Origin of the sequence: Bacillus sp. CH30_1T, assembly GCF_008364765.1 — a bacterium.
GTDB lineage: Bacteria > Bacillota > Bacilli > Bacillales > Bacillaceae_B > Rossellomorea.
This window is the reverse complement of the sequence record NZ_VTUY01000004.1, coordinates 94,323-120,274: the sequence shown is the minus strand read 5'-3', so window position 1 is coordinate 120,274 and position 25,952 is coordinate 94,323. Positions and strand designations below refer to the sequence as shown.

The 25,952-nt window shown below is 40.6% G+C and carries 26 protein-coding genes; all 26 read right to left on the bottom strand.

Annotated features, from left to right (window positions below; translation table 11 throughout):
- Positions 1 to 40: 40 nt before the first annotated feature.
- Positions 41 to 1,339, bottom strand: coding sequence for an FADH(2)-oxidizing methylenetetrahydrofolate--tRNA-(uracil(54)-C(5))-methyltransferase TrmFO (gene trmFO, locus F0342_RS08245; RefSeq protein ID WP_149155498.1), 1,299 nt, complete (start codon positions 1,337 to 1,339; stop codon positions 41 to 43).
- Positions 1,340 to 1,581: 242 nt separating this feature from the next.
- Positions 1,582 to 3,657, bottom strand: a complete 2,076-nt coding sequence (gene topA / locus F0342_RS08240; protein ID WP_149155497.1) for a type I DNA topoisomerase — start codon at positions 3,655 to 3,657, stop codon at positions 1,582 to 1,584.
- Positions 3,658 to 3,958: 301 nt separating this feature from the next.
- Positions 3,959 to 4,834 (bottom strand): DNA-processing protein DprA, encoded by an 876-nt coding sequence (gene dprA / locus F0342_RS08235; RefSeq protein ID WP_149155496.1) that lies wholly within the window; start codon positions 4,832 to 4,834, stop codon positions 3,959 to 3,961.
- A gap of 77 nt (positions 4,835 to 4,911) precedes the next feature.
- Complete coding sequence (gene sucD, locus F0342_RS08230; RefSeq protein WP_149155495.1) at positions 4,912 to 5,814, bottom strand: succinate--CoA ligase subunit alpha; 903 nt, start codon at positions 5,812 to 5,814, stop codon at positions 4,912 to 4,914.
- Between the two features lie 16 nt (positions 5,815 to 5,830).
- Entirely contained in the window at positions 5,831 to 6,991 is a 1,161-nt protein-coding gene (gene sucC / locus F0342_RS08225) for an ADP-forming succinate--CoA ligase subunit beta (protein WP_149155494.1), read from the bottom strand.
- 262 nt (positions 6,992 to 7,253) lie between these two features.
- Positions 7,254 to 7,535 (bottom strand): EscU/YscU/HrcU family type III secretion system export apparatus switch protein, encoded by a 282-nt coding sequence (locus tag F0342_RS08220; RefSeq protein WP_149155493.1) that lies wholly within the window; start codon positions 7,533 to 7,535, stop codon positions 7,254 to 7,256.
- Entirely contained in the window at positions 7,532 to 9,352 is a 1,821-nt protein-coding gene (locus F0342_RS08215) for a hypothetical protein (RefSeq protein ID WP_149155492.1), read from the bottom strand. Before F0342_RS08215 ends, F0342_RS08220 begins: the two co-directional genes overlap by 4 nt.
- 68 nt (positions 9,353 to 9,420) lie before the next feature.
- Positions 9,421 to 10,176, bottom strand: a complete 756-nt coding sequence (locus F0342_RS08210; RefSeq protein ID WP_149156053.1) for a ribonuclease HII — start codon at positions 10,174 to 10,176, stop codon at positions 9,421 to 9,423.
- Between the two features lie 100 nt (positions 10,177 to 10,276).
- A complete protein-coding gene (gene ylqF, locus F0342_RS08205; protein ID WP_149155491.1) occupies positions 10,277 to 11,143 on the bottom strand; it encodes a ribosome biogenesis GTPase YlqF in 867 nt (288 codons plus the stop codon).
- Between the two features lie 28 nt (positions 11,144 to 11,171).
- Positions 11,172 to 11,711: a signal peptidase I gene (gene lepB, locus F0342_RS08200; protein WP_149155490.1), complete on the bottom strand. Its 540-nt coding sequence runs from the start codon at positions 11,709 to 11,711 to the stop codon at positions 11,172 to 11,174.
- A 189-nt stretch (positions 11,712 to 11,900) separates the two neighbouring features.
- A complete protein-coding gene (rplS, locus tag F0342_RS08195) occupies positions 11,901 to 12,245 on the bottom strand; it encodes a 50S ribosomal protein L19 (RefSeq protein ID WP_032088854.1) in 345 nt (114 codons plus the stop codon).
- Between the two features lie 136 nt (positions 12,246 to 12,381).
- A complete protein-coding gene (trmD, locus tag F0342_RS08190; protein ID WP_188048505.1) occupies positions 12,382 to 13,116 on the bottom strand; it encodes a tRNA (guanosine(37)-N1)-methyltransferase TrmD in 735 nt (244 codons plus the stop codon).
- On the bottom strand, positions 13,116 to 13,634 hold the full coding sequence (gene rimM, locus F0342_RS08185) for a ribosome maturation factor RimM (RefSeq protein WP_149155488.1): 519 nt from the start codon (positions 13,632 to 13,634) through the stop codon (positions 13,116 to 13,118). Before rimM ends, trmD begins: the two co-directional genes overlap by 1 nt.
- 17 nt (positions 13,635 to 13,651) lie before the next feature.
- On the bottom strand, positions 13,652 to 14,038 hold the full coding sequence (locus F0342_RS08180) for a YlqD family protein (protein WP_149155487.1): 387 nt from the start codon (positions 14,036 to 14,038) through the stop codon (positions 13,652 to 13,654).
- Positions 14,039 to 14,276: 238 nt separating this feature from the next.
- Positions 14,277 to 14,510, bottom strand: a complete 234-nt coding sequence (locus F0342_RS08175) for a KH domain-containing protein (RefSeq protein ID WP_149155486.1) — start codon at positions 14,508 to 14,510, stop codon at positions 14,277 to 14,279.
- A gap of 12 nt (positions 14,511 to 14,522) precedes the next feature.
- Complete coding sequence (gene rpsP, locus F0342_RS08170; RefSeq protein WP_032088859.1) at positions 14,523 to 14,795, bottom strand: 30S ribosomal protein S16; 273 nt, start codon at positions 14,793 to 14,795, stop codon at positions 14,523 to 14,525.
- Between the two features lie 118 nt (positions 14,796 to 14,913).
- The gene (ffh, locus tag F0342_RS08165) at positions 14,914 to 16,257 is read right to left on the bottom strand and encodes a signal recognition particle protein (protein WP_149155485.1); all 1,344 of its coding nucleotides are present in this window, start codon (positions 16,255 to 16,257) and stop codon (positions 14,914 to 14,916) included.
- Between the two features lie 12 nt (positions 16,258 to 16,269).
- Positions 16,270 to 16,581 carry a putative DNA-binding protein gene (locus tag F0342_RS08160; RefSeq protein WP_395940676.1) on the bottom strand — a complete coding sequence of 104 codons (312 nt, stop codon included), beginning with the start codon at positions 16,579 to 16,581 and terminating at the stop codon, positions 16,270 to 16,272.
- A gap of 204 nt (positions 16,582 to 16,785) precedes the next feature.
- The gene (ftsY, locus tag F0342_RS08155) at positions 16,786 to 17,775 is read right to left on the bottom strand and encodes a signal recognition particle-docking protein FtsY (protein WP_149155483.1); all 990 of its coding nucleotides are present in this window, start codon (positions 17,773 to 17,775) and stop codon (positions 16,786 to 16,788) included.
- Between the two features lie 18 nt (positions 17,776 to 17,793).
- Positions 17,794 to 21,360 (bottom strand): chromosome segregation protein SMC, encoded by a 3,567-nt coding sequence (gene smc, locus F0342_RS08150; protein ID WP_149155482.1) that lies wholly within the window; start codon positions 21,358 to 21,360, stop codon positions 17,794 to 17,796.
- Between the two features lie 11 nt (positions 21,361 to 21,371).
- Positions 21,372 to 22,118: a ribonuclease III gene (rnc, locus tag F0342_RS08145; protein WP_149155481.1), complete on the bottom strand. Its 747-nt coding sequence runs from the start codon at positions 22,116 to 22,118 to the stop codon at positions 21,372 to 21,374.
- A gap of 193 nt (positions 22,119 to 22,311) precedes the next feature.
- Complete coding sequence (gene acpP / locus F0342_RS08140; protein WP_113968250.1) at positions 22,312 to 22,545, bottom strand: acyl carrier protein; 234 nt, start codon at positions 22,543 to 22,545, stop codon at positions 22,312 to 22,314.
- 92 nt (positions 22,546 to 22,637) lie between these two features.
- Positions 22,638 to 23,381: a 3-oxoacyl-[acyl-carrier-protein] reductase gene (fabG, locus tag F0342_RS08135; protein ID WP_149155480.1), complete on the bottom strand. Its 744-nt coding sequence runs from the start codon at positions 23,379 to 23,381 to the stop codon at positions 22,638 to 22,640.
- Complete coding sequence (gene fabD, locus F0342_RS08130) at positions 23,382 to 24,326, bottom strand: ACP S-malonyltransferase (protein WP_149155479.1); 945 nt, start codon at positions 24,324 to 24,326, stop codon at positions 23,382 to 23,384.
- Between the two features lies 1 nt (position 24,327).
- On the bottom strand, positions 24,328 to 25,317 hold the full coding sequence (plsX, locus tag F0342_RS08125) for a phosphate acyltransferase PlsX (protein WP_149155478.1): 990 nt from the start codon (positions 25,315 to 25,317) through the stop codon (positions 24,328 to 24,330).
- Positions 25,318 to 25,899, bottom strand: coding sequence for a transcription factor FapR (fapR, locus tag F0342_RS08120; protein WP_149156052.1), 582 nt, complete (start codon positions 25,897 to 25,899; stop codon positions 25,318 to 25,320). It abuts the gene before it with no gap.
- Positions 25,900 to 25,952: the final 53 nt, after the last annotated feature.

Here is a 25,952-nt window from a genome sequence, read left to right as displayed (position 1 = left end):
ACTAAATAGTAACACAACCTAGCTGCCCTTGCAATGAATTTTACACTTTTTTCACAAAGTTCTGAATTGTTTCTAAAGCTCGATTGGCATGTTGCTCATTACGCTCTTTTTTGCCTTTGACTTTTTTGGGCAAATCAGGGAGTAGACCGAAATTAGCATTCATCGGTTGGAAGTTGTTTTTGTTGGCCGTCGTAATATATCTTGCCATACTTCCAATCGCTGTTTCATGAGGGAACACCACTGGTGATTCACCTATAGCCATTTTCGCTGCATTGATTCCCGCGATCAGCCCGCTGGCAGCAGATTCCACATAACCTTCCACTCCGGTCATTTGTCCGGCAAAAAACAGGTTCTCATTTTCTTTAAGTTGATAGGTATCCTTTAAGACATTGGGAGAGTTTATGAAGGTATTTCTGTGCATCACCCCAAAACGGACAATTTCTGCATTCTCAAGTCCAGGAATTAATTGAAGTACTTCTTTTTGCGGTCCCCACTTTAAATGTGTTTGAAAGCCTACAATATTGTAAAGTGTTCCTGCTGCATCATCTTGTCTTAACTGAACAACAGCAAATGGTCGTTTACCTGTTTTAGGGTCTTCTAATCCCACCGGTTTTAAAGGACCAAATAACATGGTTTTCTTCCCTCTGGATGCCATCACTTCTATCGGCATACAGCCTTCAAAGAATATCTCTTTTTCAAATTCTTTTAAAGGCACTGTTTCAGCTGAAATAAGGGCTTCGTAGAAACGATTGAACTCACTTTCTGTCATCGGGCAATTTAAGTATGCCGCTTCCCCTTTGTCATACCGGGATTTCAAATACACTTTGTCCATATCAATGGAATCTTTCTCAATGATTGGTGCAGCTGCGTCGTAGAAATATAAATGTTCTTCTCCCGTTACTTTTCTGATTTTCTCCGAAAGACTTTCACTTGTAAGTGGTCCTGTTGCTATAATGGTGATCCCTTCAGGTAAATCCGTGACCTCTTCATTATATACCGTGACATTCGGATGATTCTTCACTTTATCAGTGACATGGGCTGCAAATTCGTGACGATCCACGGCCAAAGCTCCTCCTGCAGGAACGGAACATGCATCGGCAGCAGACATGATGACGGAATCTAAATGCCGCATTTCCTCTTTTAATACACCAACAGCATTGGTAAATGTATTCGCTCTAAGCGAATTACTGCAAACAAGCTCTGCAAATTTATCTGTATGATGGGCAGGTGTTTGACGTACCGGTCTCATTTCAAAAAGGTTAACCTTTATTCCCCTCTTCGCAATCTGCCAAGCGGCTTCACTTCCCGCTAACCCTGCTCCGATAACATTTACTGGCATCTATATAAACCTCCTGTAAATCGATCCTTCTTCTTAACCAAATTGTATTGTACACCAATACACAAAGATAAAAAAGACAAAAGCATATTGAGAATTTGTCCTACTGACTAAATGCAAACAGAAAAGGGCTGACCCATCAGGTAATAGAGAAATCACCTGTTGGGACAGTCCCTTGTTACATTGTATAAGTTCATTGTTCAACAATCAATCTTTTTTATAGTTCAGTTGAACAGGAGCTCACACTATTTCTGAGGTTCTTCTTTATAATCACAATTCGTACATTGAATTTGATTACCTTTTTTAAGCTTTTTCTCAACGAGTAATTCTGAACACTTCGGACATTTACGTTCGATTGGCTTATCCCATGACAAGAAATCACATTCAGGATATTGGTCACAACCGAAGAAAATACGCTTTTTCTTGCTTTTTCGTTCGATGATATTGCCTTTATCACATTTTGGGCATTTCACACCGATTTCCTTGACGATCGGCTTAGTATTTCTGCAGTCAGGAAAATTACTGCAAGCCATGAACTTTCCATATCGACCCATTTTGAATACCATTGGATGTCCGCATTCTTCACAATCTTCACCGGCAGGTTCATCGCGGATTTCGATTTTTTCCATCTCATTTTCAGCTTTTTCTAAATGCTTTTCAAAATCCTGATAAAAGCGATCGATTATTCTTTCCCACTTCACATTGCCGTCTTCAATATCATCCAGGCTGCGCTCCATGTTTGCCGTAAACTCGACATCAATGATATCCGGGAAGAACTCCCTCACCAGTTCTAAGACGATTTCCCCAAGTTCAGTCGGAATAAAACGCTTATTATCCAGTGTTACATAGCCTCTTCGTTGAATCGTATCAAGAGTCGGAGCATATGTGGATGGCCGCCCAATACCCAGTTCTTCCAACGTCTTGACGAGCCTTGCTTCTGTATACCTTGGTGGTGGTTGAGTGAAATGCTGATTTGGATCAATACTTTCACTTTTCACTTTATCGTTTTCTTCCAAGGCTGGTAGAAGATTGTCTTTTTCTTCTTTCTGATCATCAGATCCTTCAACATACACTTTCATAAAGCCTGGAAACTTCACTTTAGAGCCGGTTGCTCTAAACATGACGGAACCATTTACAATATCAACACTCATAGTATCCATAATTGCCGGGGACATTTCACTTGCGACAAATCGTTCCCAAATCAATTTATAAAGTCTGTATTGATCTCTTGAAAGGTATTCTTTCACTGAAGCAGGATCCCTTAATGTACTGGTTGGACGGACAGCTTCGTGGGCATCTTGAGATTTTTGTTGTTTTTTCTCTTTGCGCTCAGTCTGCTTAACGAAGTCATTTCCATATTTATTAACGATGTATTCGTTCGCTTCTTTTTGAGCCACTTCAGAAATACGAGTCGAGTCAGTTCTCATATAAGTAATAAAACCAACCGTGCCTTCTTTCCCCATCTCAATTCCTTCATATAATTGTTGGGCAAGCATCATGGTTTTCTTTGCACGGAAGTTTAATTTTCTCGCCGCTTCCTGCTGTAGTGAAGAAGTTGTAAATGGTGGAGCAGGATTCCGTTTTCTTTCCTTTTTTGTTACTTTGTTAATTTCAAAGGACTTCCCTTTTACTTTACCAAGCACTTCTTTCACATCTTCTTCGGTCTTCAATTCAGCCTTCTTACCGTCCATTCCGTAAAACGATGCCTGGAATGTATCGTTCCCTTTTGTGAATTCAGCTTCTATTGACCAGTACTCTTCTGGAGTAAAGCTTTTGATTTCATTTTCCCGGTCAATAATTAATCTTAGTGCGACAGATTGCACTCTCCCTGCACTCAGACCTTTTTTAACTTTCTTCCAAAGGAGCGGGCTGATGTTGTAACCCACTAATCGATCTAAAATCCTGCGTGCCTGCTGAGCATCGACTAAATCCATATTGATCGCCCGTGGATGCTTAAAAGACTCTTTAATCGCATCCTTCGTGATCTCATTAAATACCACACGACAGTCGGAAGTGGTGTCCATGTCAAGGCTGTGAGCCAAATGCCAGGCAATTGCTTCTCCTTCTCTGTCGGGGTCAGCCGCGAGGAAGATTTTTTTGACCTTTTTTGCTGCGGTTTTCAATTCTTTTAATACAGGGCCTTTACCGCGTATCGTTATATACTTAGGTTCAAATTCGTTTTCTACATCTACACCCATTTGACTCTTCGGTAAGTCTCTGACGTGGCCCATTGAAGCCCTGACCTTATATTTTTTTCCTAAATAACGCTCAATTGTTTTCGCCTTTGCCGGCGACTCTACTATTACTAAATAATCTGCCATCCAATAAGCCTCCTTAAAGAGGGAAATAATCACTGTTTATAGCACCTTGGAATGTTTATGATCCAAGTGAAACGGAAAACGTTTACACTTTCATTCACATAGGTATAGAATTGATATCAGTGTAGATAATCACTAATTTTAACGATTTATTTCTCTTATATATAGTTTTAGATACCTGTTGCAAAATGTATAACAGTTTCACAATAATTGCAACCATTTTGTATAAATAACTTGTAATTATTCAATCATTCATGGGAAAAACCCTACTTTATTAAAAGATTCTATATCATATTTTCCTAATTTATACTCCCAGTTCTGAAAAAATATCTTCTATTGATAAGACCATTCTTGCACCTTCCTGGATTAAACTGTTGGTTCCTTCTGCTAACGGCTCATATATCGATCCTGGGATACATAATACTTCTCTTCCTTCATTTAATGCATAATCGGCCGTGATGAATGTTCCGCTCTTTTTTCTTGCTTCCGTAACGAGCACTGCATCGGAAAGACCGCTGATGATCCTATTTCTAAAAGGAAATTGCCATTTTTCAGGTTTAATATAAGGGGGATATTCAGAGAGGAGAAGCTGATGTTTCATCATATGATGGGCCAGCCCTTCATTTTGCTTCGGATAAATGTGATTGAAACCTCCACCAAGGACACCTATCGTTTGGCCACCTGATTGAATCGTTTGGTTATGAGCCACCGTATCGGCACCCTGCGCTAGTCCACTTACAATGACTACCTCTTTCTTCACCAGCTGAGGAATAATATCGCGAAGAATTTTATCAGTATAAGCGGTGGCATTTCTTGAACCGATAATCGCCAATTTCTTTTGCTTTTGAAGGAGATTCCTGTTTCCTTTTAAAAAGAGAAGAAAGGGGGGATCATATACGTTTCTCAGCAGAGCAGGGTATTCTTCGTCCATAATTGTGATCCAGTCTATATCATTTTCCGAATAAAGCTTTTTGTATCGTTCTGAATCAAATGAATGAAGATCTCTATAGAAGAGTTCTGAATTAACAGTGGTAGAAAGGGTTATCTGTTGAAGCTTGGAAGGGGATAAATCAAAGATAGAGTGTAATTTCTGGAGCGATTCTAGTATTCTTTTTGTTCCTTTCAATCCAATTCCCCGACAATGGTGAATATGAAATAGAATATGACGACGTTCTTTCATTAATTACCTCCTGAATTTTTAATAGAGAATATAAAACTGAGACTGATGGCTTGAATGCCATCAGTCTCAATACTTGATTAATGAGTTTTACATTTATCTAAGATTCCTTCTTCTTTAAGAACCTTTATTAACGTTTCGCCCATATCTGAAGGTGTAGGAGCAACTTGAATTCCGCATTCATTCATAACGCGAATTTTCTCATCAGCTGTTCCTTTACCGCCTGAAATGATCGCACCTGCATGGCCCATGCGTTTGCCTGGAGGTGCCGTACGTCCTCCAATGAATCCTACTACAGGCTTAGTCATGTTGGCTTTAATCCATTCAGCAGCTTCTTCTTCAGCAGTACCGCCGATTTCTCCAATCATGATGACAGCATACGTATCTTCATCTTCATTGAATGCTTTCAATACATCGATAAAGTCTGTTCCGTTCACAGGGTCTCCACCGATTCCGACTGCCGTTGACTGACCGATTCCCGCTTGTGAAAGTTGGTGAACTGCTTCATACGTAAGAGTACCAGAGCGTGAAACAACCCCTACATGACCTTTTGTATGGATGTAACCAGGCATGATCCCGATTTTACACTCTTCAGGAGTGATGACTCCTGGACAGTTCGGTCCTACAAGTCGAGTTTTCTTGCCTTCCATATAACGCTTAACCTTCACCATATCCAATACCGGGATATGTTCAGTAATACAGATTGCCAAATCAAGCTCGGCATCTACCGCTTCCATGATTGCATCTGCTGCAAACGGAGCAGGAACATAAATGACGGATGCATTTACGCCAGTTGCTTTCTTTGCTTCTTCAACTGTATTGAAAACAGGTACGCCTTCAACCTCAGTTCCGCCTTTTCCAGGTGTTACACCTGCTACGATTTGTGTACCGTATTCAAGCATTTGCTTCGTATGGAAAAGAGCTGTTGATCCTGTAATCCCTTGTACAACAACCTTGGTATCTTTATTAATAAATACGCTCATTAGTCCCCCGCCTTTCTCAGCCTACTTGCTCAACGATTTTTTGTGCGCCGTCCGCCATAGATTCAGCTGCAATGATATTCAGTCCTGATTTATTAAGGATTTCTTTCCCTAAGTCAACATTTGTACCTTCAAGACGAACCACTAGTGGAACTTGAAGACCGATTTGCTTAGCTGCTTCTACAACACCTGTTGCAATAACATCACATTTCATGATTCCACCGAAGATATTGACGAAAATACCTTTAACGTTTTCATCAGAAAGAATGATTTTAAATGCTTCTGTTACCTTTTCCGCTGTCGCACCGCCCCCAACATCAAGGAAGTTAGCGGGATCTCCGCCGTAATGCTTTACGATGTCCATCGTTGCCATGGCAAGACCTGCTCCGTTAACCATGCAACCGATATTTCCATCCAGGGAAATATAGCTTAAGTCATATTTAGAAGCTTCGATTTCTTTTGCATCTTCTTCTTCAAGATCGCGTAATTTAATCACATCTTTCTGACGGTATAATGCATTTGAATCGAAGTTGAACTTCGCATCCAATGCCATTACGTCTCCATCACCTGTTACAACTAAAGGATTGATTTCGACAATAGAAGCATCCTTTTGGACGTACACGTTGTAAAGACCCATCATGAACTTAGCTGCTTTTCCAACAAGTTTTTGAGGAATATTGATATTGAATGCAATACGTCTCGCTTGGAAACCTGTTAATCCAACAACTGGATCAATATACTCTTTAAAGATTTTTTCTGGTGTTTTTTCTGCTACTTCTTCGATTTCTGTTCCGCCTTCTTCAGAAGCCATCAGGACAACTTGGGAAGTCGCGCGGTCCAATACCAGACCTACGTAATATTCTTTCTTAATATCACAGCCTTCTTCAATAAGTAAGCGCTTTACTTCCTTACCTTCAGGACCTGTTTGGTGAGTTACTAAAGTTTTACCGATTAACTCATCTGCATATGTACGTACTTCGTCCAGGCTTTTAGCGATTTTCACTCCGCCAGCTTTACCTCGACCACCTGCATGGATTTGGGCTTTCACTACATACACGCTGGAATCTAATGTCTTCGCCGCTTCAACTGCTTCTTCAGCTGTAAAAGCCACTTTACCATTTGGTACGGATACCCCGTAATTTCTGAGGATTTCTTTACCTTGATATTCATGGATATTCATTTTCCATCCTCCTATCAAACTCTTCAAAAAATAGACTGCGCTTTCATTGTATAAAATGACAGTATATCTGTCTACCATTATGCTAAAAATATTATATTAATTTTAAAATTCTGAACTTAAAACAGTAGGATTACTCCATATGTTCCATTGTTCTTGAAGGGATTATCCTTGAAATTATTATTCTTAAAAAATATAATTTAGTATTCTAATTCTTGGTCTCATGCAGTTTAGTGTCTTGGAGTATACTAGATTGTCAAACAAATTATCCCTTCCCCGCTATATCCCGATCTAATCGATAGATGAAAGCAAAAACCTCCGCTACAGCCCCATATAATTCTTCGGGTATTGCTTCTCCTATATCCAGGTTCCCAAGAAGTGAGAGTAAGCTCTTGTCTTCTTGTACCGGTATTTTATGGTCTTTTGCTTGAGTCAAAATGTTTTCAGCAATGATTCCCTTCCCTTTAGCAAGGACCTTTGGAGCTGATTCACTACTTTGATTATAGCCTAAAGCAATCGCTTCTTTTCTTTCATGAGTGTTTTTCATATCTTTAAATCAACTCCCGAAAACGTTTTAAAGCGTTCTGCCATGATTTTATCAGAAAGCTCAACCTGTTTATCAGGAGCTTTCACCTTTACCATAGATAATTGATAGTCCAGCTTTTCCAGACCTTCTTTTAATCCAGGAATAAATGATCTGGACATTCTCTCTGCGTTTTGGTGGTCATTCCAAACGGTCAAGGTGACCACTCGGTTTTGAACCTGCATATCGATTAATGTCTCTTTCATGATATCCAGCTCTAAATAAAATAAAACCCGGCAGTAGTCTCCATCAATCACACCTTTTTCCTTCTCTTTCCCTGTCCATTGAAGGGTGATATCGGTGCTCTGTCCATATAGAGAAAATGGGAATTGTTGTACGATTGTTAGAAAAGGAGAACTCTCCTGTGATTGAAGCACTTGGTGGTTCATCTTAAGAACAAGATCATCGGCTAATATTCGAATATCTGATAGTGGGTGATTTTGACTTAACCCAATGAGATGCTGTTTAATTGTAGGATGATTTTGAAGTTCTTGTCCGTTTTTTTGTAATTGAGCTTCAAAATTAATCCCAAACGTTCCAATTACTTTTTTCAACACACTTGCCAGTTCTTCTCCCCGAATCGTCTGAGTGAGTTCTTGTTCAATCTGTAGGTGTAGTTTTTGAAATAGCTGTTCCATGTTCGATGCAGGTGCGCCTCTTCCATAAGATTGCAAGAGCCTCAAATAGTTCATCTCAAAGGACCGCCACTTTCCTTCTCCAACTACTCCCATCAGCTCTTTAGCTGCCACAAAGGAAGGTTCGTCCCTTTCTCCATTTAGTACAGTCTCCGAATTCAATATAATATTAAACCATTTATCGATATGAGTATCAGATAGTTTAGGAAATCCCGAACCCCCGCCGGCAGTCGTTGATAGTAGCTGATTCAGGTCATTTCGAAGCTTTACGGGCGCTGGACCTGGATAATTTGCCAATTGGGTTCTTAGAAGATCTATCTTTCTTTCCAACTGCCCGTGTGAAGACTGTTTCATTTCTTCTAAAACCGTTGTCTTTAACCCTTTCCTCCATTGATTCATAGGAATTTCTTTCGGAATGACTCCCAGTGATTTCAATAGATCAAAATGGCCTAATCGATTAGAGAAGGTTTGGGATGAATCAATTAAACTAGATAATGCATTTATAACAAGTTTTTCCGTGACCAGCCTATTCAACGGTTTTTGGATTCCAGTAAGTAAATGAAGTGTGGCCGTGTCCCTTTCAGTTTCCCTTAACTTTGAAGCCAGCTCATTTAACATGGATAAAATGCTGTCTGTTGATGTTCCAGATCTCATTGAGAGAAAGACCCTGTCAGAAAGCGGCATGTTCCTCTTAGCCATTTCAACCAAGGTTTTTACATTTCCTGATGAATCTTTCCCTTTCAAATGTTTCTCTCCGAATAAAAGCAGTTCTCTATGAATGGGAATGTTTTTTTTCATTAGTTCCATAACAATTTCTGTCATTTCTTTCCTATTTGTTGATATGGAAAAATGCTGTAATAGATTTGCTGCTGCATGCTTTCCATTTTCTACTCCATTTTGACCACGGTTTGGGATTAGATGTAGACTTACACTACTTTCAGATTGTTTCACTTCTACCCAATAACGATCCCCAGCTTCCACTGGTGCTTCAATTTTCGCAATAAACCGTTGTCCATTTGCTGACACCACTGCATTGCCCTCTCCTAACAGCTTATGGACGCTGATAAATAGAACTTTTCCACTTTGAATGGAAAAGGGCTTTTGGTCAAGGGGCTGATTACTGTTAATACCATGAATATGGGTCATATCCCTGTCTCCCGTTCATTGTGAATCATACACGTTTCATTGTTTATTCAGTCCAACCGGCTGCTAATCTATAGCAGCCCCTTCACAGGTGCAAAGCTCTTTCGATGAATGGGCGTCACTCCTAATTTCTCTAGTCCGCGTAAGTGATCCTTTGTTCCATATCCTGCATTCTTCTCAAACGCATATCCAGGATAGGTGGTAGCATACTCCTTCATCAGTCTATCACGTGTCACCTTGGCAATGATGGATGCTGCGGCAATGGATATACTTTTCGAGTCTCCTTTAATGATCGACTGACTCGGAAAGGGCGATTGAATTTTCATCGCATCGATCAGTAAATACTCAGGCTGAACCGGCAGGCTGACAATCGCTTCACTCATAGCCTTTATTGTAGCCTGATAAATATTTATGGAATCAATTTCATCCGCATGTACCATTCCTACTCCAATAGATATTGCGTGTTCCCTGATATATTCATAGAAATCCTCTCTTCTTGCTTCTGTTATCTTCTTGCTATCATTTAATCCCGCCAAATAGAAGTCATGAGGCAGAATGACGGCAGCCGCTACCACAGGACCTGCTAAAGGACCTCTACCTACTTCATCGATTCCTGCAATAAGGGTAAATCCTTGCTGGTGAAGTACACTTTCATATTTAGTAAGGAAGGAAAATTCTTCTCTTTCCTTCTCTCGTTTCAACTGCTCGCGTTCAATCTGTTTTAATAGTTTCTGGACACCAATTCTTTCGTCCTTCTTCAATTCTTCAAGTATCGGATCATGTGCAGATGCAGACTTGATGATTTCCCTTATTTCTTTAATTGTCATATGTACTCTATTCACATTGCTCCTCCTATCTATATCGGATGTACTTCACATAAATAAAGAGGCTGCGCAAAAGAGTTTCCCTCTTTTTACAGCCTCTATTTTAATCGTTCTCTCGCTCAGTCTCACCAATGATATCAAACGTCATGGGTCCTAGTTGAACATTTCGAATGTCACGGACGATAATTTCAGATGTCTTGTCATAATTCACTTCTCCACCAGCCATCAGACAGCCTCTTTTAGCTCCAATTTTATCGAAGCTATCCACTACTTCTTCAGGTATTTCTTCGAGGCCGTAGCGCTCTTCTAATCGCTCTGGATAGTGCTCTTCAAGAAATCGCAAACCATAAACGGCGATATCCTGTAAATTCAGGATGGTATCTTTAATGGCACCGGTCAATGCCAGTTTATATCCAACTTGCGGATCTTCAAACTTAGGCCATAATATCCCCGGCGTGTCGAGTAGTTCAAGCTCTTTCCCTACTTTGATCCATTGTTGGGCTTTTGTCACTCCAGGAGTATTTCCTGTTTTCGCTATATTTTTTTTAGCCAGGCGATTGATTAAAGTGGATTTTCCTACGTTAGGAATACCGACAATCATGGCTCTTATGGCACGAGGTCTCATTCCTCTTGATCTCATGCGGTCAAACTTTTCTTTTAATATTTCTTTAGCTGCTTGCACTATGACTTGAAGTCCTTTACCAGCCTGTGCATTTACAGCAAGAGCTGTTATTCCTTGCTCTTTAAAATAAGAAATCCACTGATTTGTTCTATTTGTATCTGCCATGTCTGCTTTATTTAACAAAACTAGTCGCGGCTTTTGTCCAATAATTTCTTCTATCATTGGATTTCTTGACGATAACGGTATTCTCGCATCTACTAATTCAATCACAATGTCTACAAGTTTTAACTTCTCAGTAACTTGTCTACGAGCTTTAGCCATATGCCCTGGGAACCATTGTATTGTCATATGACCACCTCCAAACAACTTTTTTCTATTATTTCACGAAACCTATATCTTTAACAGGCCAATAGATCACTTTTGTATCACCAATCACTTCTTCCATTGGAACTGTACCGATGTGACGGCTATCTTTGCTGAAACGGCGATTGTCACCCATCACAAAGATTTCCCCTTCAGGAACAGTGCCTTTTTCAATGATATCATTTAAAGTAAAATCTTCTGTTAACACACCTTCATTTAATTGATCTTTATACTCTTGTAAGTATGGTTCAGTATACGCTTTTCCATTAATATATAATGTATCATTTTTGTACTCTACTTCATCCCCCGGGAGCCCGATGACGCGTTTAATATAGTCCTTTTGTTCAGGTGCATGGAAAACGACGATATCAAATCGCTCCGGCTCCCCTAATTTACTTACAATCATTCGATCTCCATTATGTAAAGTAGGCATCATTGATAATCCATCGACAACAATGGGTGCAAATAAAAAGAATCTGATAATTGCAGCTAAACCTACTGCGATCAACAGTGCCTTCATCCACTCCCACCACTCATTTTTCTCTTTAACCACATCTCCACCACCCAATGTATTTTTCTATCTTTTTCTATTCTACTAGAAATTCTTGTATTTCTCATTAAAAAAAGGTGGCGTCATTAAAATAGGCATGCCGTCTTCCGCGGACGTTTCATTTATTATAAAATATAAACTCTTGTAGAATAAGGAAAAGGAGCTTGTCTCCAAGCTCCTTTTCTTACGTTCTTATCGAATTTCTTTAATACGTGCCGCTTTACCACGCAGGTTACGCAGGTAATAAAGTTTCGCACGACGGACTTTACCGCGACGAATAACTTCTAATTTAGCGATTTTTGGTGTGTGTACTGGGAAAGTACGTTCAACACCTACACCGTAAGAAATTTTACGAACAGTAAATGTTTCGCTGATACCGCCACCGCGGCGTTTGATTACTACTCCTTCGTATACCTGAATACGTTCACGAGTACCCTCAACGATGTTAACGTGTACACGTACTGTATCACCAGGACGGAAAGATGGTAGATCAGAGCGAAGTTGTTCTTTCGTAATATCTTCGATTAATTTGTGCATCTTTTTCAACTCCTTCCAACAGATGCTCTTACAAAAGCGATAGATTGCAGCGGAACATCGGGATCAATGGCAACAGGGGAAATCCCCTCAAGCCACAAAGAATATAATATCACACAGCCAACCTGGATGCAATAGCTTATTTAGACTTTCTCCAATCCTCTATCCAGGCTTTTTGTCGATCTGTGAGTGTATAGCTTTCTAATAGATCCGGTCTCCTTTCAAAGGTTCTTCTGAGACTCTCTTTCTCTCTCCATTCATCTATCAGACGATGATTCCCTGAAATCAGCTCATCTGGCACCTTCATCCCCCTAAAGTCCGACGGCCGGGTATAATGGGGATGCTCAAGGAGTCCTGATGAGAACGAATCCTGAATGGGTGAATCCTCATTCCCCAGCACTCCTGGAAGCAGGCGAACTACACTATCGATGACAACCATGGCACCAAGTTCTCCACCCGTTAATACATAGTCTCCAATCGATATTTCGTCCGTTACAACATGCTCCCTTATTCGCTCATCGTAGCCTTCATAATGACCGCATATAAATACGAGATGCTCTTCCTTGGCAAGTTCCTCTGCCTTTTGCTGTGTATAGCGTTCCCCTTGCGGACACATCAGGATGACCTTTGGCTTTGATTGTTGTTCATTCTTTAATGCATCGACTGCATCAAAGATAGGCTGTGGCTTTAATACCATTCCGGCTCCTCCACCGTAAGGATAATCATCAACTTGATTATGTTTATTATCAGCGTATTCCCTGAAGTTAATCACATTGTAGCTTACGGCTTCTTTTTCGTAAGCCTTCTTAAGAATCGATTCACCAAAGATCCCCTCGAACATAGATGGGAATAAAGACAGGACATCAATTCTCATCATGACAACAAGCCTTCCATCGGTTCAATCGTAACGATCTGCTTCTCTATGTCGATTGTCTTCACGATATCCTCTATATAAGGGATAAGGTATTCTTTCCCTCTTTGACCCTTTACAACCCATACGTCGTTCGCTCCCGGGCTTAGAATCTCTTCTATGGTACCAAGCTCTTCCCCAGCAGTTGTTAAGACCTTACAGCCTACGATTTCGTGGAAATAGTATTCTCCTTCTTCAAGTTCCTGCAATTGGTCTTCCTGCACCTTCAAGATACCTTCTTTAAACTTCTCAACCTCATTGATATTTTCATACCCTTCGAAGGTCAATAAATCAAAGCTCTTATGATTTCTATGAGATTTGATCACGAGACTGATCGGTTCTTGGTTTTGACCTTGAAACAAATAAAGTGTGTTCCCTTTTTGATATCGCTCCTCAGGAAAATCTGTCGTAGAAACGATCTTTAATTCTCCTTTAACTCCATGAGTATTGACAATCTTACCTACTTTAAACCACTTTTCCATCGCTTTCACCTCTTGCATCAACGAATTTCTTTCACAATACCATCTTCAATAATAATTGTCTTAGAAAGTGCTTCCTCTTCCCAATTGTCACCAACTTGAATGTCAACCATACCTTGGACTTCCTTTTCCTTTAGCTCGCTTCCAATAGGAAGGATATTTAACTGCTCGATTTGGAAATCTAAGAGCTTGATCTTTTCAGCCCGCTCATTCAATTCTCTTTCGAAGTGCTGATTTAATTTATGAGACGGGTATTTCTTGCTGCGTTCAATCTTTTTCATTTCGAACTGCAACTGATCGCTTTCCTTGGCTAAATGAAACTTTTGATTTTCATATCGTTTCATTAACAGATCCTTACTCTTTTCGGTTAACACCTGTTTAATCGTAATCGTATGTATCACATTCAAAAGTTCTTCCTCCTCCTTTTATTCACCCCACGCTGTGGTTCTACATCTTAGGGTGTTCTCTTGGGGGAGTCTTGGATTGTGCAGGTCTTTCTTTAGATAAAGCAGCATAAGCCTATGAAAAAGGGGACTGACGTCTTAAGGCTATATAGTAACCTTTGTGGGTCAGTCCCCTGATTCTATAGAGTCGGTGTTCAAGGTCTTAGGACCCTTTCGTGTAAAGAGCCAAATGCTTGCTTCCTTACTCCACTATCTCTAAGAAGATTTTCTTCTGTTGTGAAGATCCTGCTGCAGCGTATACCACAGTTCGAATCGATTTAGCTACTCTCCCTTGTTTCCCAATGACCTTCCCCATGTCTTCAGGATGCACAGTTAACTTATAGGTTATGCCGTTCGATCCTTCATCAGTTTCAATGTGGACCGAGTCCGGATGGTCAACTAAGGGTTTCACAATCGTTAGAATAAGATCTTTCATCGATCTAATCGATTACTTGCTGTTTTTAGCATTGTGGAATTTTTCCATAATGCCTTGTTTTGAGAATAGGTTACGAACTGTGTCAGATGGTTTAGCACCATTAGATAACCATTTAAGAGCCAACTCTTCATCGATTTTTACTTCAGCTGGTTTTGCAACCGGGTTGTAAGTTCCAACTGTTTCGATTTGACGTCCATCACGTGGTGAACGAGAATCTGCAACTACGATACGATAGAAAGGAGATTTTTTTGCTCCCATACGTTTTAATCTGATTTTTACTGCCATAATTAAAGCACCTCCGAATAGTTTCACACAAGTTAGTATAATATCAAATGTGTATTTTGTTTGTAAAGTGTTTTTTCTTAACAGTTCAATTTTTCTTTTGGAAAATCGAACGAATCGCTTACATAAATGGGAATTTCATCCCTTTTTTCTTACCTTTTCCTTGCATGCCGCTCATTTGTTTCATCATTTTCTTCATGTCCTCGAATTGTTTGAGAAGTCGGTTTACCTCTTGAATGGATGTTCCGCTCCCTTTCGCAATTCTTTTACGACGTGAAGCATTGATGGTTTCAGGATGAATTTTCTCATCCTTCGTCATCGATTGAATGATCGCCTCAACATGACTGATCTGCTTGTCATCGACTTGAATCTTATCCAAGCCCTTCATTTTGTTTGCTCCAGGCATCATTTTTAGTAACTCATCAAGCGGGCCCATCTGCCTAACTTGACCTAATTGCTCCAGGAAATCATCAAAAGTGAAAGACATTGTACGCATTTTTTGTTCAAGTTCTTTGGCCTTCTCTTCATCAACATTAGCCTGAGCTTTCTCAATAAGGGAAAGAACATCTCCCATACCAAGGATTCGTGATGCCATACGTTCAGGATGGAATGCTTCTAACGCATCCATCTTTTCACCCATCCCAACAAATTTAATTGGTTTTTCAGTGACTGAACGGATTGATAATGCAGCCCCGCCTCGTGTATCGCCATCAAGTTTTGTCAGCACAACACCCGAAATGCCAAGATCTTCATTAAAGCTTTGGGCAACATTAACCGCATCTTGACCTGTCATGGCATCCACTACGAGGAATATCTCATCTGGGTTTGAGAGTTCTTTAATTTCTTTCAACTCTCCCATCAGGTTTTCATCAATGTGAAGTCGACCTGCTGTATCAATCAGAACATAATCGTGATGTTCTTCTTTTGCCTTTTCGATAGCTCTTTTCGCAATTTCAACCGGACTCACCTGATCTCCCAGTGAAAACACAGGTAAGCTTAATTGCTTCCCGATGGTTTCCAGCTGCTTGATGGCAGCGGGACGGTAAATATCAGCAGCCACTAATAGTGGTTTGCGGTTATGTTTCTTTCGAAGCAGGTTCGCAAGCTTTCCAGTGGTCGTCGTTTTACCTGCACCCTGTAAACCAACCATCATAATGACAGTTGGAGGACGTTTAGCGACAGCAATCTGACTTTGTTCGCCACCCATCAAATCTGTAAGCTCTTCCTGAACAACTTTAATGACCTGTTGTCCTGGTGTAAGGCTCTTCATGACTTCTTGTCCGACAGCCCGTTCACTTACTTTCTTGACGAATTGCTTCACCACTTTAAAATTAACGTCTGCTTCCAAAAGAGCAAGACGAACTTCACGCATCATCTCTTTTACATCCGCTTCTGAAATCTTTCCTTTTCCACGGATTTTTTGTATTGTTCCTTGCAGTCGGTCGGCTAATCCTTCAAATGCCATTCATGCCGCCTCCTAATCCAATATTTCAAGATCATCAATGAGTTTTAAACAATGAGAAGCATCGATTGATGATTCTCCTATTTTTTGTCTGAGTTGATCAAGAATCTCGTTGCGTTCTTGAAATTTTTTAAATAATAAAAGCTTTTCTTCGTACTCCTCGATCATAGCCTCTGTTCGTTTAATGTTATCATACACTGCTTGTCGACTAACATTATACTCTTCAGCAATTTCTCCTAAAGAGAAATCATCCAAATAATAAAGGGACATATAGCTTCTCTGCTTAGGAGTTAACAAAGATTGATAAAAATCGTAGAGATAATTCATTCTGGTCGTTTTCTCCAGCACGGATATCCCTCCTTGTTAAGTGAAAAACCTTTACATATGAAGAATACAGTGTTTACGGGCGTTTGTCAAGGATACTTATGGATTTTTCATAGAGAATATCCCAAACTCTCCACACAAAAGAAGAGTAACCTGCAAGCCGACTTCTTAAAGTCTTCCATCAGGCTACCCTATCGATTCTTGAATCTATTCTTCTTCTTTATCAACCAGGTTAGAGAATAAGCCGTATACATACTTTTCAGCATCGAACGGCTGGAGGTCGTCCATTTTTTCTCCCAGACCTACATATTTCACAGGGATATCGAGCTCGTTTCTGATCGCAAGGACAATACCCCCTTTTGCTGTACCATCCAGCTTCGTCAGGACGATTCCTGAGACATTTGTCGCTTCTTTAAAGGTTTTCGCTTGCACCATGGCATTTTGACCTGTGGTCGCGTCGAGAACGAGTAAAACTTCATGAGGAGCGCCTGGAACTTCTCTTTCAATCACCCGCTTCACTTTTTCAAGCTCTTTCATCAGATTCACTTTATTTTGTAATCTTCCTGCTGTATCACAAATAAGAATATCCGCTTTTTTTGCTTTCGCTGATTGAACTGCATCGAACATAACCGCTGCCGGGTCGCTTCCTGCAGCCTGTTTAATGACTGGAACTCCTACACGCTCCCCCCATACTTCAAGCTGTTCGATTGCGCCTGCACGGAATGTATCACCTGCTGCAAGTACCACGTTCTTTCCTTCTTCCTTGAACATATGAGCCATCTTCCCAATGGTCGTCGTCTTTCCTACACCATTCACTCCGACAAACAGCAAAACCGTCAGCTGATCATCTTGAATGTTCAGGCTGCTGTCTTCATAACGATCTCCTTGGTAGATTTCAACAAGCTTCTCTGAAATGACTGATTGAACATCTTCAGTGTCTTGAATATTCTTTCGCTTCACTTCAAGCTTCAGTTCGTCTATTAGTTCCATGACCGTGTCAAACCCAACATCCGCTCCGATCAGGATTTCTTCCAGCTCTTCAAAGAATTCTTCATCCACTTTGCGGTATCTCGCAACCAGATCATTGACCTTTGATGTAAAGTTATTTCTCGTTTTACTTAGTCCATCTTTAAATTTCTCTGATACGTTGTCACTCGATTGTGTAAATTTATCTTTAAGCTTCTTAAAAAAACTCAACCTTTCACACCCCACTCATTAAGTTTCTAACAATTCCTTTGTTTCTTGCAGTCTGACTGATACTAATTTGGACACACCGGATTCCTGCATCGTTACACCGTACAGCACGTGTGCTTCTTCCATTGTTCCTTTACGATGGGTAATGACGATGAATTGTGTTTCGTCACTGAATTTCTTTAAATATTGACTGAACCTCTGTACATTTGCTTCATCAAGAGCTGCCTCTACCTCATCCAGTATACAGAATGGTACAGGCCTGATCTTAAGGATTGAAAATAGCAGGGCAATGGCCGTTAGGGCTCGTTCTCCACCGGACATCAGCCCAAGGTTCTGCAGCTTCTTCCCTGGAGGCTGAGCTACTATATCAACCCCCGTATGAAGGAGATCAGATGGGTCTGTCAGTTTCAACTGCGCTCTTCCCCCTCCAAACAATGCTCTAAATACCCCTTCAAATTCAACTTGAATCGCCGTGAAGATTTGGTCAAAGCGTTTGATCATTTCTGTGTCCATCTCATTGATGACCAGGTAAAGAGTGTCCTTAGCTTCCGTCAGATCATTCTTCTGCTCTACTAAAAATTCGTATCTTTCCTTCACTCTTTCATATTCATCGATGGCACCGAGATTAACGGTTCCCAGTTCTTCCAAGGCCAATTTCACAAGTTTCACTTTCTTTCTCGCTTCTTCGACCTCAATCGTTAAGGGGTAGTCTGACTTAGCCGCTTCAAACGAAAGCATATACTCATCACGTAAATGATCAAGTCGATTTTCCAGTTCAACATCCAGACGATTGATTTTCACTTCCTCGTCCCTTAAAGCTCCTACCAACCCTTTGTGCTGACGCTTTAATTCTTTCAACTCGAGCTCCTCGTCTTCAACCGCATGTTGAAGATTTAAGCGCTCTTCCCGTCGTATAGAAATCAAATTTGAAGTTTCTGATTTTTGAACCGAACACTCTTCAGCCTTCTTCCCAATCTGCTCTTCTCCTGAAAAATTATCCTTCATTTGAGTTTGCAGCCACTCCAAATCATCTTGTAAAGTCGCCTTTCGCTTGTTTGTATCAACAATCGTTTCCTGCAGACGAATTAATTGATTGCGACCGTTAACCAATTGCTCGTTTCGTGCGGCCAGGTTTGCTTTTATATCACTGATTTCATTCAATAAAGCATCCTTGGACGTTCGTTCACTATTCTTTTGGAGAGTAAGCTCGCTAATCTTTTGATCGAGCCTTCTAATATCTTCTCCTATTTCATCCAGAGACGCTCTTAATTCTTTCGTTCTGGAATCATGCTTCTCTTTAACCGACGTAAAGTCTTTTTTCTCCAAATCATATAGCGAAAGCCTTTCATCCAGATTCTGCTGGGATAATTCATTTTCACGAAGTTGGGAAAGAAGCTCTTGCTCTTTGAGTCGCAAATGCTCTCCTTTCACTCTCATTTCTTCTAGCTTCTTCTCTCTGAAGCTGCTTTCTTCTTTCAGTGATTTCACTTGAGATTGAAGCTTTTCAGTCTGGCTTTCCATCGTTGCCAGCTTTTCTTTCATTTCTTCAAGCTCACCTTTTCTGGATAGAAGCGAATTTTTCTTCTGCTTCACGGTACCACCGGACATGGACCCACCGGGATTCACCACATCTCCGTCCAGGGTAACTAGACGGTAGCGATATTGTATAAGCTTAGCGATTTCATTTGCTCCCTTTAAATCCTTCGTGATGATCACATTTCCAACCAGGTTCGAAATCACCATTTGGAAGCGGTGATCATAATTCAGGAGATCGGTTCCAACTCCTATAAAGGAAGAATGACCCTTCAGCATATTTTTTTGACTATCAGGTATCGATTTCCCTTTGATCACGTTCATCGGTAAGAAAGTAGCACGGCCGTATTGGTTTTTCTTTAAGAAAGCAATGGCTTTTCGGCCATCTTCTTCTGTATCAACTACGATATGCTGCATGGAGGCTGCCAGAGCTGTCTCCATAGCCGTTTCATATGATTTAGGTACGGTTATCAGTTCCGCAACCGCTCCTTGAACCCCAGTTAACTTTCCGTCTCGTTCCTTAAGGACTTCTTTCACCCCCTGGAAGAAACCTGTATAGTCGTCTTCCATTTCCTCGAGCATTTCTTTCCGGGATTTCGCCTGTTGCAGGAATTGGAAAGCTTGATATAGGGTTTTTTCTTGCTTTTCATATTTTGCCTTTACCGATTCAAGCTTTTGCTGTTCCTCACGATAGAAGAATATGTGCTCATCGATTACCTCTTTTTGCTCCTGCAGCTTTTTCGAAAGTTCTTTATGACTCAGATGCAATTCATCACGTTGAATCACATACTTTTCATTTTCTGCTTCTAATCGGCCGCTTCGATTGGATTGCTGCTCCAGCTGCTGCTCAAGGTACTGAATTTCATTTTTGGCTGACGCCTGCTGATTCAGCTTTTCAATGTAATCACTTTTGAAAGATTCAATTACATCTTCAATATTTTCATTGTAATGCTTAAATTGATTCTGTTTCGTTATGAGCAGCTCTTTTAGTTCCTTAACGTCTGAATCGATAGACTTGAATTCCATTTCTGCTTTTTCTTTTTCAGAAGTCAGTTGTTGAATTTGTTCCTCTGCTTCTTCTATCGATTGTTTTAATTGAGCTTCATTGGAAGACGAATTTTTCTTCCGTTCCACTAATACTTGCTTCCTACCCTCAAGTTTCTCCAATTCTTCACTCGTAGCCAGGAGCACTTCTTGAAGATTTGAAATCGACTCATCAAGAGCGGCAATTTTATCACGGGTCTGGGTCAGAACGGCTTCTTTCTTTTGTATACGCGTGGAAAGTGCCAGTTCTTCTTTTCCATGATGTTCAAATTCTTCACTTAGCTTTTCCCACTGCTTATGTAAATCCTCAATATCATAGACCGTCAATGCGACCTCGAACTTCTCCAGCTCTTCTTTTTTCTCCAAATAATCACGTGCCATCGAAGCTTGAATTTTAAGGGGTTCTACCTGCCCTTCTAACTCATGAAGAATGTCATTCACACGATTAAGATTTTCCTGTGTTTCGAATAACTTATTCTCCGCCTTTTTCTTCCGTGTTTTATACTTCAAAACCCCGGCTGCCTCTTCAAAAATGGTTCTACGTTCTTCAGGCTTACTATTTAGAATTTCCTCCACTTTCCCCTGACTGATAATGGAGAACGCTTCTTTCCCTAAACCTGAATCCATAAACAATTCAATGATGTCTTTCAATCGACAAGGTTGCTTATTAAGTAAATACTCACTTTCTCCAGAGCGATACACTCGTCTTGTAACACTGATTTCACTGTAATCGATTGGAAGGGTACCGTCTTCATTATCCAAGACAAGGGTTACCTCTGCTATGTTAAGGGCTTTCCTTGAATCACTCCCGGCAAATATAACATCTTCCATTTTTGATCCGCGCAGACTTTTCGCTGATTGCTCACCCAGTACCCAGCGAATCGCGTCTATAATATTGCTTTTTCCACTGCCGTTTGGTCCTACAACAGCTGTAACACCCGGGACAAACTCCACGGATATTCTTTCTGCAAAAGATTTAAACCCCATTACTTCTAGTTGTTTGAGGAACATCTTCTTTCCCCCTATTTAGCGTCTAGCTTTTGTTTTAGCTTCTCAAGAGCCTTCTGTGCGGCTTGTTGTTCAGCTTCCTTTTTAGATCGGCCTTTTCCAATGCCTAATTCTTCATTATTTAAACTGACCCGGGAAATAAACTGCCGGTTATGGGCAGGCCCGCTTTCTTCAAGGATGCTGTATTCAATCATCCCTGCACTGCCTCGTTGGACCAGTTCTTGTAACTGACTCTTATAATCCATCACATGAGAAAAAGCACCGACGTTAATTTTTGGATAGACGACTTTTTCAAGGATTGAAATCACTGTTTCTAACCCTTGATCCAAATATACCGCTCCGATAAACGCCTCGAAGACATCTGCGAGTAATGCTGGTCTTTCCCGACCGCCTGTCATTTCTTCACCTTTACCAAGTAAGATGAGTTCACCGAAATTCATTTCAATCGAGAACTTAACCAGGGATGGCTCACATACTATGGCTGCCCTTAATTTCGTAAGTTCACCCTCACTCATCATTGGATACTTCTTGAATAAAAATTGAGAAACCGTTAATTCCAAAACGGCATCACCAAGAAATTCTAAGCGTTCGTTGTCTTCATAAGGTTTACGACGATGCTCATTCACATAGGATGAATGAGTAAAAGCTTGTTTAAGTAGTTTTTCATCATTAAATTGAATTCCGATTTCATCTTGAAACGTTTTAAACTTACTATCATTTTTATGTCTGGATATTCCTTTGTTTCTACTTTGCTTCCGCATAAGGCACTCCACCTTGCTCTATATGTTCTCTTTTTTCTACTTATCAAGTTTATGCTAAAAAAAGCAATTACGCAAAAGTTTCTTGCGCATCTCAGAACACAAATAAACTTGGTAGAGGTGAGACCTCTACCAAGTTTCAAATGGTTTTGAATGTAAGATCAGCATGTGCTTCTCTTTTAATTCAATCTAACGATTAAGCTTTTGCTTTTATGTAGTTCACAGCATCACCTACTGTGCCGATTTTTTCAGCATCATCGTCAGAGATTTCCATGTCAAATTCATCTTCAAGTTCCATAACCAGCTCAACTACATCAAGGGAGTCAGCTCCTAGATCTTCTTTGAAAGAAGCTTCAAGAGTTACTTGAGATTCATCTACACCTAGACGATCTACGATAATTTTTGTTACACGATCTAATACTTCTGCCATTTTTGTCACCTCCCCTCAAGTATTATAGACATTTTGACCTCTAATGAAAAGAGTATCCACGAAAACAATTTATAAATTATTATTTTTTGCCGTTACATGACCATTCCACCATCGATATGAAGAGTTTGCCCTGTCATATAAGAAGCAGATTCAGATGCAACGAACGTTACCACCTTCGCAATATCCTGAGGATCTCCAAAGCGGCTTAAAGGGATTTGCTTTAACATTTCATTACGTACATCTTCCGGAAGCTGATCCGTCATATCCGTGGAAATGAAACCCGGAGCGATTGCATTTACCGTGATACCTCGGGGTGCCAATTCTCTGGCTGTTGTTTTTGTTAATCCGATCACACCAGATTTAGCCGCCACATAGTTTGCTTGTCCAGGGTTTCCACTTACACCGACAATTGAAGAAATATTGATGATTCGGCCGCTTCTTTGCTTCATCATTTGGCGTGTAACAGCCTTGGTGCAAAGGAAAACGCCTTTAAGATTGATGTTGATGACATCATCCCATTCTGCTTCTTTCATTCTCATTAATAAATTATCCTTCGTGATTCCAGCATTATTAACAAGAATATCCACTGAACCGAATTGGCCAATCGTTTCCTTCACCATAGCCTGAACAGCATCACTATCTGATACATTACATTGTACGGCAATGGCTTCGCGGCCTAAACCTTTAATCTCATCGACGACTTCATTAGCCTTCGCTTCACTACCAGAATAGTTGACGGCTACATTACATCCTTCACGTGCAAGCTCAAGAGCAATCTCCCTTCCGATTCCCCGGGATGCTCCCGTTACAAGGGCAACTTTACCTTCTAAATTCATTTATGCTTCCTCCTTTAACGCTTGGATGGTTTGCTCCAAAGATGCTTCATCTTGAACAGCATACGTTTTCACCCGTCTATTCACTTTCTTCACTAAACCTGAAAGTACTTTACCAGGTCCAACTTCAATGAACGTATCCACACCTAATTCAAGCAATTTCTCAACAGAATCTTCCCATAGCACTGGTGAGTATAATTGTTCGATTAATAATCGCTTGATTTCTTCGCGATTGGTTACCGGTTCTGCCGTCACATTTGCAATGACCGGTACAGCTGCATCTTCAATCGTAATTGAATCCAAAATTGAAACAAACTGATCTGCAGCTGGTTTCATTAACTGAGAATGGAATGGACCACTCACTTGAAGTGGAATGACCCTCTTCGCTCCAGCATCTTTGGCTTTCTCTGAAGCAAGTTCCACTCCTTTCACCGTACCTGAAATCACAATTTGACCAGGACAATTTAAGTTTGCCAGCCCTATTGGATGTCCCTCTTCAGTTACAAGATCGGTAATCTCTTTTAGTGGCTCTCTTGCCATACCCAGAACAGCAGCCATCGTGCCTTCTCCACTTGGAACCGCTTCTTCCATGAATTCCCCTCTCTTACGAACGGCATACACCGCATCTTCAAAGCGGAGGGCACCCGCAGCAACCAGGGCGGAATATTCACCTAAGCTATGTCCGGCCGTATAATCTGCTGTAATACCTTCTGTTCTTAAACGATCTAGAATCGCGATGCTCGTTGTTAATAAAGCTGGCTGAGCATTTGTCGTTTGAGTAAGCTCTTCTTGCGGTCCATCAAATATAACACTTGTTAATTCTGATTCCAATCTTTCATCCGCTTTAGTGAAATACGATTGTACTTCAGGGTATTTGTCAGCTAATTCTTTTCCCATCCCAACAGTTTGAGAACCTTGTCCGGGAAAAACGAACGCAATTTTACTCATGTTATTCTTCACTCCCCTTGATAGCATCTTTTATGGTATTGGAGACATTGTGTTTCACCATTTCCCTGGCTTGTCTCATGGCATTATATAGGGCAACTTCATTTGAGGAACCATGGGCTTTAATCACCGGTGCCTTCAGACCAAATAAGCCCGCGCCTCCATACTCTGTATAATCAAGCATATTTTTCATTTGCTTTAAATCATTTTTCACTAATCCTGCAGCCAATTTATTTTTTGTTGACGCTGTGAACGTCTTTTTAAGCATAGAGAAAACAGAAAGAGCCGTTCCCTCAATCGTCTTCAACACCATATTCCCGGTGAAACCATCGGTTACGACGACATCTGCAGGACCATCAAGTAAATCCCTGGACTCTATATTTCCAATAAAATGGATGGGAGCGTCTTTCAATAATTGGAATGTCCTCTTGGTTAATTCGTTCCCTTTTTTATCTTCGGTCCCGATGTTTAATAAACCTACGCGAGGATTGTTGATACCTCTTACTTTCTCGGCATATATGCTCCCCATGATGGCATATTGCAAGAGATGTTCAGGCTTGGCATCGACATTTGCACCTAAATCGAGCATGAGAAATCCCTTACCATCCAATGTTGGAAGCGTAGGTGCCAAGGCAGGTCGTTCAATTCCATCAATTCTGCCTACAATGAACAATCCAGCTGTCATAAGGGCACCTGTATTTCCCGCTGAAATACAAGCATCCGCTTCTCCATTATTGACCGCTTGTGCCATCAGAACCATCGATGCATTCTTCTTGCGTTTGACGGCTCTTACAGGTTCGTCTGTCGCTTCGATCACTTCATCCGTGTGAACGATTGTCAATCGATCAACTGGTGTGATGTACTGTTTGATTTGATTTTCATCTCCGTATAAGATCACTTCTAAATCATTAAATTCACTTAATGCCCGTTTTACACCAAGAACTATTTCTTTAGGAGCATGATCTCCGCCCATTGCATCTACGGCTAACTTCATCTATGCTTCATCCTTTGCAGATTTTTTAGAGCGATACATCTCAAATTCACCTGTGAAAACCAGTTCGCCACCGACTACACTTTGAACTTCTACGGTTGTTCGATCCTTTTGATCTTTCATATGTATCACTTTCGCTTTCGCAACAACACGCTCACCTTCCTTTACAGGTCGGGTAAATCGAATCGTTGACTTGGCTGTTAACGCTAGATCATCATTAATTACGGCAACGGCAAGAGAGTTCGCTTGAGCAAATAAATGATGCCCCCTCGCTATCCCATTTCGTACGAAAACATGCTCGTGTTTCACATCAAAAATAGAAATCGCACTCTGATCTAACTCTATATCAATAATTTCTCCAATAATCTCTTCAATAGGTAATGATTTCACTTCATCTTCAAATGATTTCTCTGCGACATATTTAATCCGTTCACGAAGTTCAGGGATTGATAATTCCATACGATCCAACCTGATTGTCTGCACACTCACTCGAAAACGTTCAGCTAATTCTTCATCTGTTATGAAAGGATTTTCCTTTATCGTGTCTGTAAGGTTTCCTTGTCTTTCCTTCTTTGAAAGTCTCAATATCAACACCGTCCAGTATTAGTACTAGGTACTAATAGTAGTATATAATCAAA